At 66.6% G+C, this 11297-nt stretch carries 2 protein-coding genes; both read left to right on the plus strand.

The window, feature by feature from the left end; genetic code table 11:
* Window positions 1-193 precede the first annotated feature (193 nt).
* On the plus strand, window positions 194-10519 hold the full coding sequence (locus tag P3W85_RS10120; protein WP_276264695.1) for a filamentous haemagglutinin family protein: 10326 nt from the start codon (window positions 194-196) through the stop codon (window positions 10517-10519).
* The gene (locus P3W85_RS10125; protein ID WP_276264696.1) at window positions 10516-11178 is read left to right on the plus strand and encodes an RNA polymerase sigma factor; all 663 of its coding nucleotides are present in this window, start codon (window positions 10516-10518) and stop codon (window positions 11176-11178) included. The genes P3W85_RS10120 and P3W85_RS10125 overlap by 4 nt, the downstream gene beginning before the upstream one ends.
* Window positions 11179-11297 lie beyond the last annotated feature (119 nt).

Raw genomic sequence — 11297 nt, forward strand, 5'->3', positions numbered from 1 at the left:
CCAGGTGCGCAAGGACACGCTGTTCATCGACAGCGAGCGCCTGAACGGATTCGGCTTCGGTGCGGTGGTGGCGCTGGCCAACCGGCAGGTGACGGTCGGGAGTGCGCTTTCGGTCGAGGCGGGCGGCAGCATCGCGCTCCATGCACCGCAGGTTTCGGTCAACGCCGATCTTGCGGCCCGTGGCGGGTCCATCGTGCTGGGCAACGTACTGAACCGCATGACATTCAACGGTGCTGTGGAAGCCCCGCTTCCCACACCGGCGAACTCGCCGGTCAACGTGGCGGTGGCCAGCGGCGTGACGCTCGATGCCCGTGGCCTGTGGAGCAATCTTCAGCTCGACCCCGGCAACGCCGGCGGCCTGCCGTATCTCGACGGCGGCAAGGTGTCGATCCAGAGTTCCGGCGACGTGACACTGGCATCCGAGGCCCGGATCGACGTGTCCTCGGGCGCCGCCGTCCTGGCCAACGGCAAGACGCGCGGCGGTCGCGGCGGCGATGTCACCCTGGCGGCAGACATGCAGGGCGGCGGGCCGGCGTTGCGTGGCCTGCTCACGATTGACGGCGATATTCGCGGCTACGGGGTCAACGGCGGTGGCACGCTCAAGGTGTCGTCGGGTACCGGGATCGTGGTCGGCGGCCAGGTGCTCGGCACCGGCAACGTGCTGGAGGCTGGCAAGGCGGCGCCCATCGACCTGATCCTGTTGCAGGACTACCAGATCCGGGCAGGCGATATCCTGCCGGTGGATTACACGTATCAGCGTACGCGTGCGATGCCGGGAGAAGCGGTGGGCACGGAGCCGGTCATCAGCGGTGCCTACGCGGTCACGCTTGGGGCGGACTGGCAGCTTCCCGACGTTCCCAGCAGCGCCCCGGCGACCTTCTATGTCGTATCCGCGACGGTCAACGGGAAAGACCGCGTGTTTCGCGGCCACAGGGCAGGTGACGGACCCGCTGTCATTATCCCGGCGGGATCGATCATCCAGCGGCTCACAACGTACAACGCTTTCCCGTCGGACTACATCGTGCCGGCGAGCGTGTTTCCGAACGGTTTTCTCATCTATCCGGAAACCGTCACGGTGACGGCCGGCAAGTCGGCACCGGCCGACGTCACGATTGCCAGCGGCACCCGGGTTGCCGCAGGATCGGTATTCAACCAGGCGGTGACCGCCAAGCCCAGCGTTTCGCTCGATGCCGGCGTCTTCCAGTCGGGGTTCTCCCGCTACCAGATCGACGGGCACCTCGGGGTGATCGTGGCCGACGATGCCAGGCTCGATGTCCGGATGCCGGTCTATCGCTTTTCGGATGCCGCGCAAGCGGTGCCAACCGGCGGCAGCAGCGCGGGCGCGCTGGAACTCTGGACGCCGCCGATATGGCGCGAGAATCCGGCGCAAGGGGTGCTCACGCAGCGTGGCGGCGCCAGTCTCGTGCTGCAATCGACCGTCGGCTCCGGCAAGTCTTCCCTCCCCAGTGGGGCGATCGACATCCGCACCGGTGCAGCGATCACCGTCGATCCCGGTCAGTCGATCACGCTGACGGCCAGCGATATCACGGTCGATGGCAAGCTCAGCGCCCCGGGCGGTGCCATTGCGATTGGCGGCGGCAGTGCCATCGTGGAGAAGGCCGGGATGATCTGGATCGGCGATCATGCCGAACTCGATGCCGCGGCACGCGCCGCGGTTGCGCAGGACGCCGCAGGACGGCGCTATGGACGCGTCGCCGACGGCGGCACGATCAGCATTGGCGGTGCGCTGGACTGGGAAGAGAAGGGCGACGGCAATGCGGCCAATGCATTCGTCGTCGTTCGCGCCGGTGCGCGTCTCGACGCTTCGGGCACACAAGCGGAGCTGGATCTCGGGGGCAACAGCGCATCCGCGGCGCCAGTGACGGTGGCGAGCCCCGGCGGCTCGATCATCCTGAAGTCCAGTCACGGCTTGTATCTGGACGGCACGTTGCGCGCGGTGGCCGGTGGGGCAGGTGCCGCAGGCGGGACCTTGGCGCTGGCACTGGCATCGGATTTCTATCCGAGCTTGACCACCAAAGGGGATGTCTTGCGGCATCGCGAGTGGGTGCTGGCACAAGTGCAGGGCGACAGCGCGGCCATGGCGGTGGCGAATCCGACGCAGGCGAAGCAGGTCCTGCATACCGGCACGGCGAGGCTCGGCGTCGACCGCATCGAGGCGGGCGGATTCGACAATCTCTCCCTGCTGGTCGACGGGCCGCTGAGCTTCGATGGCAACGTCGCGCTTCACATGAACCAGAGCTTGCGCATGTACACGGGAACCTACGCGCACGGCGAGAACGCGGTGCCCGGTACGACGGTGTCCTTGTCCGCGCCCTACGTGCGACTGGCCGGCGCGACGCGCCGCGTCACCATGGACGGCATGACAATGCCGTCGGCCCACTGGTTCAACAGCCCGTCGCGACAATCCGGCGACGGGACGTTCTCGGTGCTGGCCGACCTGATCGACATCCGTGACGAGGTGGGCTTCGGCACGTTCAACGAGGTCAACCAGGTCATCGCGCGCGACACGGTGGACCGGCGCGGTTTCGCGTCCGTTGAACTCACCAGTCGCGGCGACATACGCTTGCTTCACGGTGGCTTGACGACGCCGGGCAACATACTGTTGACCGCTGCGCAGCTCTATCCGGGAACCGGGGACGGCGGAAAGATCACGGCCGGCTTTACGCGACTCGATCCGTATACCGGCATCGGTGGGGAGTATGCCGTCGGCAGCGTGCTGGCGGTGCGCCGTTATGGCGAGGGCGACGTCCCCTTGCCGAATTCGGTATTCGGCAGCATCGCGCTGGGCGCGGAGACCGTTGAACAGGGCGGCATCGTACGCGCACCGCTGGGGTTGGTGTTCCTGGGGGCAAATAGTCATCCTGTGAGGACGGACCGCGTGATTCTGCTTCCGGGCAGCATTACGTCGGTGAGTGCCGCAGGGTTGACGATGCCTTACGGTGGCACGGCCGACGGCCTGAACTATCTCTACGCGGGCCAGGCCGTCAAGCTGACCGGCGTGGGTAACATCGCGCAACAAGGCATCCAGCTCAACGGCAGCCATGTCGACGCGCAAGCCGGCGCGATTCTCGATCTGTCGGGCGGCGGCACGCTGACCGGCGCGGGATTTGTCGCCGGACGTGGCGGCTCGGTCAATATCCTGACAACCCCCCTGTTCAATGCCAACCCCGCGAACACTTACAGCAACGCCGGCAACACGGTCTACGCGATCGTCCCGGGCAGCACGGCACGCTACGCGCCCGTGGCAGCCGAAGCGGGATTCGGCACGCCGGGTGTCGGGCAGCAGATCACCGTGCCGGACGGGGTGCCCGGTTTGCCGGCCGGCACTTATACACTGATGCCCTCGACCTATGCGCTGTTGCCCGGTGCGTTCCGGGTGGAAATCGGCGCGGCGGCGCGCATCGGAAGCGCGAACGTGGTCGGCACCGGCGACGGCTCCTACATCACGGCGGGCTACCGCAGCGTTGCCAACACGTCGATTCGCGATGCACTGCCGCGGCAGGTCATCGTCACGCCGGCGGAGAAGGTGAGTATCCATTCGGGCTACGACCCGACCGGCTACAACGCTTTCGTGCTGGCGGACGCAGCGCGGCTCGGCTTTTTGCGCGGCATGTTGACCACAGACGCGAAGACGCTCGACATCGTTCTGACCAAGCCGACGGACCAGGACCCGGTACGCACCAGCCTGACCTTCGACGGCGAACTGCGCCAGAGCGCGCAAGCCGGGAGCGGGAGTTTCGACGGCACGGTCAACGTCCACAACCTCGGTGAAGTCCTGGCGTCGGGGCAACGCGCCGCCGACGGATTGGCGGGGGCATCGGTCCATGACAAGGAACTGAGCAAGCTGGGGGCGGCGCGTCTGGTGCTCAATGGCAGCATCGCCACGAACTACGGGCAGCGGGGCCGCATTGCGGAAATTGCCGGCGATTATGGCAGCCGTCTGATCATACGCAGTGGCGTGAATCTGTCGGCGGCTGACATCGTGCTGGCGAGCCCGCCTTCCTATTACGGCGGATCGATGCTCATCGAGGAGGGCGCGTCCATCAGCACGCTCGGCCGGCGTGGCGCAAGCTTCGATTCGCGTGCCGGCTACGTATTCACGGGCAATGGCGTGATCACCTTGTCCAACGGGTGGATCAACCTGCTGCTGGCACCGCCGGGATTGGACGATTTCGCGCCGGTGCCGATCGACATCGGCAGTTGCGTGAGCGCGGGCTGCAACGGCACCACGCGCCTGTTGTCCGAGGGCACGCTGGCGGTCGCCACCGGGGGAACGCTGACACTATCGCCTAACGTTTCGTATGGCACGCGCAACCTCTCGCTGGCACTGGCCGCGATCAACCTGGGCGAGGATGCCGGCATTGCGGCCGCCGGCGCTGCCGGACGCTTGCCGAGCGGCCTGGTGCTCAATCAGGGCAAGCTCAACCAACTCCTGTCCGGCAACACCGCCGACGGCGCCCCCGCACTGGAAACATTGACCCTCAATGCCCGGGATGCGGTCAACATCTACGGCACGACCAGCCTCGATGCCTCCAGCCTCAATCGGCTGGTGCTCGGCACCCCTGCCATCTATGGCTATGGCACGGCGGGTGATGTGGCATCGATTCGCGCGGGGGAGTTCATCTGGACGGGCTCGGACGCCGTGCCGGGTGCCGTCATGGCGGGCGCTTTGGGCGACGGCAGGCTCGACATCGGTGCCCGATCCATCGTGCTGGGGCAGGGGCCCTATGCGCAGGCCAGCGGCACGACGACAGATGCGCGTCTCGCGCTGGGATTTGCCGACGTCAGGCTGGCGGCCGCAGACGGCGTCACGTCCAACGGCAAAGGTGCCTTGTCGGTCTACCATCGACAGGGCGTGTACGCACCGGGTGAAGGCTACGCCTACGACGGCGGCAACCTTGATATCGTCGCGTCGCGCCTGACGGGGCAGGCCGGCTCGAAGACACGGATCGTGGCCGGCGGAGACATTGTGGTTTCCGCGCCGGAAGGCGCGCGTACGCCGGCCGCCGCCGATGCACTGGGTGCAGCGCTGGAGCTCAAGGGGCGGAACATCCGGATGGACGGCACCGTCGTGCTGCCTTCCGGGCGCCTGGTCCTGTCGGCGGCCAACGACCTCGCGCTGGGTGCGGCTTCGCGCATCGATCTGGCCGGCCGCGAGATCGCCATGTTCGATGTCCGGAAGTACAGCTGGGGTGGCGACCTCGTTCTCTCCAGCGCGACGGGCAACATCACGCAGGCCGCAGGCAGTGTCATCGACGTTTCCGCCCGCGACAATCGCGGCGGCACGGTCGAAGCGACTGCGCTGGGCGCCGGTGCCGGCCATGTCGATCTGGCCGGCGCGATCCGAGGGCAGAGCAGCGGCAGCTACGACGCGGGCGGCACATTCGTGCCTTATGACGGGGCGGAACTGACCGTGCGGGCGCGGACCCTGGGCGATTTCGCCGGCCTGAATCGTCGCCTGAGCGATGGCGGCGTGTTCGGCGCGCGCCGCTTCCAGACCCGGCAGGGCGACCTGACGGTGGGCGATGGCGTAAAGGCCCGCGAAGTGTCGATTGTCGTGGACGGTGGCAACCTGACGGTGGACGGCCATATCGACGCCGCCGGCGCACAGGTCGGCACGATCCGTCTGGCAGCGAAGGGGGATTTGACCATCAACGGTACGCTCGATGCCCACGGCTCGGGATTGCGGGTGGATAGCTACGGAAAAATCATCGACAGCCCGAATCGCGCCATCGTCGACCTGACAGCGCAGCAGGGCACGCTGACGCTGGGCGCGAACGCCCGTATCGATCTGCGTGCCGGCACCGAGGCGACGCAAGGCAATGACGGCGTTGCGCGCGGCACGCTGTCGCTCAACGCCGCGCGCCGGGGCGGCACGGGTGTCGCGGCCGACGGTTCCGTCGATGTCTCGGGCAACGGCGCCAACGATGTTGCGGTGGCGGTCCTTGGCACCCCCGCCATTGCAGGCGCAAAGTCCATCGCGGTCAACGCCTTCCGTACCTATGACAACGCGCCGCCGGCCGACCAGCCCGATGTGTCGGGATACCGGCCGCAACTCATCACGCAGGCGTACTTCGACGGTACCTACATCAATGGTACCTATCGCCCGGGCATCGATGCGGACAACCAGGCCTTCATGAATGCCGCGCTGAGCAATGGCGCGCTTGGCAGCCGGCTCGCGGGCCTGGGCGATTACCACCTCCGGCCCGGTGTGGAGATTGTCAGCAATCGCCTGACGAATCCGCACGGCGACCTCACGATCGTGGGCGATCTGGACTTGTCCGGTTACCGTTACGGCCCCGACGCCAACCGCGGCGACCCGGCCCGGCGCGGTTACGGCGAACCGGGTGCGCTGGTGATCCGCGCGGGCGGCAATCTCAACATCTACGGCAGCGTCAACGACGGCTTTGCGCCGCCGGCTGGCACCCCCGACGACAAGGGATGGGTGTTGGCCGAGGAGCGCTATACCTTGGGTGGGAATTATCGGTTCGGTGGCGACGTGGTTATTCCGATCGACGGCGTGTCGCTCGATATCGGCACGCGCTTTCCGGCCGGTTCCACCCTGAACTACAACGTCCCCGTGGGCGCGATGACGCTGCCGCCAGGCACGGTGCTGCCCGTGGACGCGATTCTTGCCGGCGCATTGAACCTGGCCGCAGGTACGGTGGTGGCGGCGAACATCTACAACGCCGATGGGTCCATCGCCTATGCGGCCGGTACGGTATTGTCGGCGACGGTAACGCTCACGCCTGACATGCGGCTCGGGGCAGGAACGACCCTGCGTCTGCCTGCCGACGTCGCAGCGTTGACGTGGCCCAAGGGGGTTGCGCTGCCGGTGGAAATGACAACCACCCGCCAGATCGATCTGGCGCGGGGATCGCTGATTCCTTCCATGTCATGGGTGGAATTGCCGCGCGACGCGCGTGTTGATCTACGTCCCGCAGTCGACGACAGGCAGGGGCGCAACTGGGCCGTCGCTCCGATGTTGGGCGCGGGCGCCACGTCATGGGATTTGCAGATGGTGGCCGGCGCCGATCTCGGCTCCGCCGATCGCCGCGCCCTGAATCCGGCCTCAAACGGTGCCATACGTCTGGGTGACACCCATTACGTCATGGGCGCCACGGTCAAGAGCGGAGATGTCTGGAAGTGGACTGCGGACAACTGGTTCTTCTACGAGGCAGACTCGACGGTATCCGAAGCCGATCTGGGCTGGTGCGAGGTGGAACCCAGCATGTGCTACAAGGCGTCTAGCGGCCCGCCCATTATCACCTCCCGCGACCCGGCTATGCGTGCCTTTAGTGTGGTGCGGACCGGCACCGGCGATCTGGAGATGATTGCCGCCGGCGACATCCGCATGCATTCGCTCTATGGCGTCTATACCGCCGGGTCGGCAACAGCCGTCGATGCCGCCTACACCGCCGCACGTGGCAGACAGGCCGATGGCACGGTGATCGGCTTGCAGCCCGAACAGCTCGACTATGACAGCAGCCTCGCAACGTACCGGGCCTGGTATCCGACACAAGGCGGCAACATACGGATTACCGCCGGCGGGAACCTGACCGGCGATCTCTCCGGCGCCTCGTCGACGAGCTTGATGACGGGCAACTGGCTCTGGCGGCAGGGCTCGGGCACGGCGCGAATCGACACCGCCATCCCGGCGGCCTGGTGGATCAACTTCGGCACCTACATTGCAGATCCCGTGCGTACATCGAACACCATCACGGCGCCCCGGTTGACAGGCTTTACCGGGATCGGCGCACTGGGCGGTGGCGACGTCAGCATTCGTGTCGGCGGCGAGGCAGGCGTGACCGATTGGCACGGGCTCCAGAGCACGGCGCCGATGGCCTACGACCGAAGCACAGGCCTGATGGTCGCGGTGGGCAGTACGGGGCGGGTCGGTGCCGACGGCGCGCTCACGCTGACCGGGGGCGGCGATATCGACATGCGCATTGCCGGCGCGCTCAACGCGAGCCGGGATATCACCGTGGGCGTGGAAAAGCTCGCATTGACCGGCGCAGTCGCGAATCTGCGCGGTGCCACACAGGTCAGCGCAGGGTCCATAGGCAGTGTGGGCCTGGAATACAGCGCACGCGGCAACGGACTCGCCGACCTGACAGACCCGCGCGGCATCGATCCGTTCACGGCGACGACCGGCACGCCCAAGGGGGCCATCAGTCTCATCCCGGGAGACTCGGCAATGTATCTGCGCTCGCTGGGCGATCTGGTCTTGGGTGCCGCAGCCGATCCCGGGCGCACTACCACGCCGTATAGTGCCGCCTTTGCCGTGAACGGCACCCCTTACCAAGGCGGCGGGAACGGATGGTTCTCGCTCTGGACCGCTCACACGGCGCTCAACCTGGTGTCTGCCGGCGGCAACATGACACCGACCGTGGAAACCCGGGGCGTTGCTGACGGCCTGATTCGTATCGCGTCTCCGGACGGATGGATTGTCTATCCTTCGATCTTCCGGGCCGCGGCCCTGACGGGGAGTCTGTACTACGGCTACGCGGCGCTGCCCCCGCAATCGAGAATTATCGACAGGCTCTCCACTGGCGTGACCCTCGCGCCCTCCGCCACAGGGGTGCTGGAGATGCTTGCGGGCGGGTCGATCTACGCAGGCCAGTACTCGATCAACATGTCGGGGGCGGGGATCGCCTTGCCATCGCCGTTCAATCCCGCTTTCGTGGGGATGGACCTCGGCACCGGTGACATGCGCGTTTCGAACCTGTCTGGCGGAGGATTGAACAACATCGGCCCGACGCTTTTTGCCTTCGGCCCCAATTCCGCCGAGCGGGTGCTTGCTCGTGCGGTCGACGCGCCACCGATCCGGTTCTACGCTGCCGGCGGCGACATCGTTGGCCTGAAGACCGGCGAGACGGCGGCGTTCCCCAACAGCGCGGCGACTTGGTACAACGCCGCGGCACCGGTCCGTATCAAGGCCGCGCGGGACATCGTCAACACCGGCGACGCGCCGGGCCACACGACCCAGGGGGATGTGGATCTCGGTGGCGTTGCGATGCGCGGCAACCTCATCGTCCACACCAACGCCAACGACGTCTCGGTCGTTTCTGCCGGCCGCGACATCCTCTATGCCAATTTCGAGGTTGCAGGCCCCGGTACGCTGGAAGTCTTCGCCGGCCGCAACCTGCTGCAGGAAGACCGTGGCGGCATCACGTCCATCGGGCCGATCGTGCCTGGCGACACTCGACCCGGCGCCGCCATCGCCTTGATGGCGGGCGCCGGCGCCGCGGGCCTGGACATGTCGGCGATCCGCGCGCGCTACCTCGATCCGGCGAATCGCGCCGACACCGGGCGGCCCATGGCAGACCAGCCGGGCCGCGCCGTCAAGACCTACGAAGCGGAACTGGCCGCGTGGCTGAAGGCACGCTACGGATTCGTCGGCGGCACCTCCGAAGCGCTGGCGTATTTCGACGGACTGGCGCCGGAGCAGCAACGGGTCTTCCTGCGCGAGGTGTACTACGCGGAGTTGCGCGAAGGCGGCCGCGAGTACAACAACCCGGCCAGCAGCCGGGTGGGCTCATACCTGCGCGGTCGCGAGATGATCGCCACATTGTTCCCCGACACGGATGCCAAAGGCCGCGAGATCGCGCGCATCGGCGACATCACGATGTTCGGTGGGTCGGGGGTGCGCACCAATTTCGGCGGCAACATCGACGTGCTGGCCCCGGGCGGCAAGATCGTCGTCGGCGTGCAGGGCCAGGTGCCGCCGAGCACGTCCGGCGTGATGACGCAGGGGAGGGGCGACATCCGTCTGTTCAGCGAAGGCAGCCTGCTGCTGGGACTGTCCCGCATCATGACGACCTTCGGCGGCAGCATCCTCGCCTGGTCGGAACGGGGCGACATCAACGCGGGACGCGGCTCGAAGACCACGGTACTGTTCACGCCGCCGAAGCTGGCCTACGACGATGTGGGCAACGTTGCGATCTCCCCGCAGGCTCCGAGTTCAGGCGCGGGTATCGCAACGCTGGCGCCGCTCGCCGAAGTCCCCGCCGGCGACGTGGACCTGATCGCGCCGTTGGGCACCATCGATGCAGGCGAGGCCGGCATCCGTGTGTCGGGTAACGTGAATCTCGCTGCGCTTCAGGTCATCAATGCGGCCAATATCCAGGTCAAGGGCGAGTCGGCGGGCATCCCGACCGTGGCCGCAGTGAATGTTGGGGCGTTGACCAATGCGAGCGCCGCATCGTCGCAAGCCGCAAACGCGGCACAAGACGCCGTGCAACGGGAGCGCTCGGCGGCGCGCCAGGCCTTGCCGTCGATCTTCACGGTACGGATCCTCGATGTGGGCAACGAGGCGCAGGCGCCTGCCGAAGGTGGCGGAGCCAATGTGCCGGCACGCCCCGGCTTGCAGTCGGATGCCCCGTCCTACGATCCGAAGAACAGGGTGCAATACGTTGGGCATGGACGCAACTTCAATCCCGACGTGCTCTCGCGCCTGACCGACGATGAACGCCGGCGTTTGCAGCAAGACCGATGATGGACGGAGCTAGCCGTGTTGTCCTGCGCGAGGTGCTGGTCGAGAACTACGATCGCCTGCGCCGTCGTCTGATTCGGCATCTTGGCTGTCCCGATCTGGCCGGCGAGTGCCTGCATGATGCCTGGTTGCGTTTGGGAGACATGCGTGCCGTGGCCACGCTCCTGAGCCCGGAAGCCTACGTGTACCGCGTGGCGTGCAACCTGGCTACGGACCGGTTCCGCCAGCGGCGGCCATGGTCCTTCGTCAGCGATGCCGCGACGGAACTTGAACAGTTGACGGACCCGTCGCCGGGACTCGACGTCATGATCGAACTGCGCGCCAACCTGGAAGCCCTCGATGGCGTGCTGGAGAGCCTGCCGCATCGCCATCGTGGCGTGCTGATGAACCTGCGGGTGGAGGGATTGAGCCGCCAGGAAGTCGCGGAGCGTCACCGCATTTCGCTCCGCAGCGTCGATACGGTGCTGCGTCAGGCCTTGGACTACTGCGGCGCGCATATGGGACATCCGCTCAGGGGCGGCGTCAGTTCACCCCGTCGCGCCTTGCCGAAGATGCGACGATCCTCAAATGCCCGCGCAGCACTTTCGGCGGGAAGCGCTGCACACCATGCGGATGCACGAGCGATGCCCGGTCATCTGCATGAATTTAGTACTCATGATTGATTTCTCGAAGAGTCTGACTGCCTGTCTTGGTGTCAGTCCAAGACTGCCGGACATTACCGCTTTGCCGCTACAAGATTTTGTCTAGGCTAGATTCAGATGTCCTACCTCTGGCCAGATCA

The sequence above is a fragment of the Cupriavidus basilensis genome (assembly GCF_029335485.1).
In the GTDB taxonomy this organism is placed as follows: Bacteria; Pseudomonadota; Gammaproteobacteria; order Burkholderiales; family Burkholderiaceae; genus Cupriavidus; species Cupriavidus basilensis_E.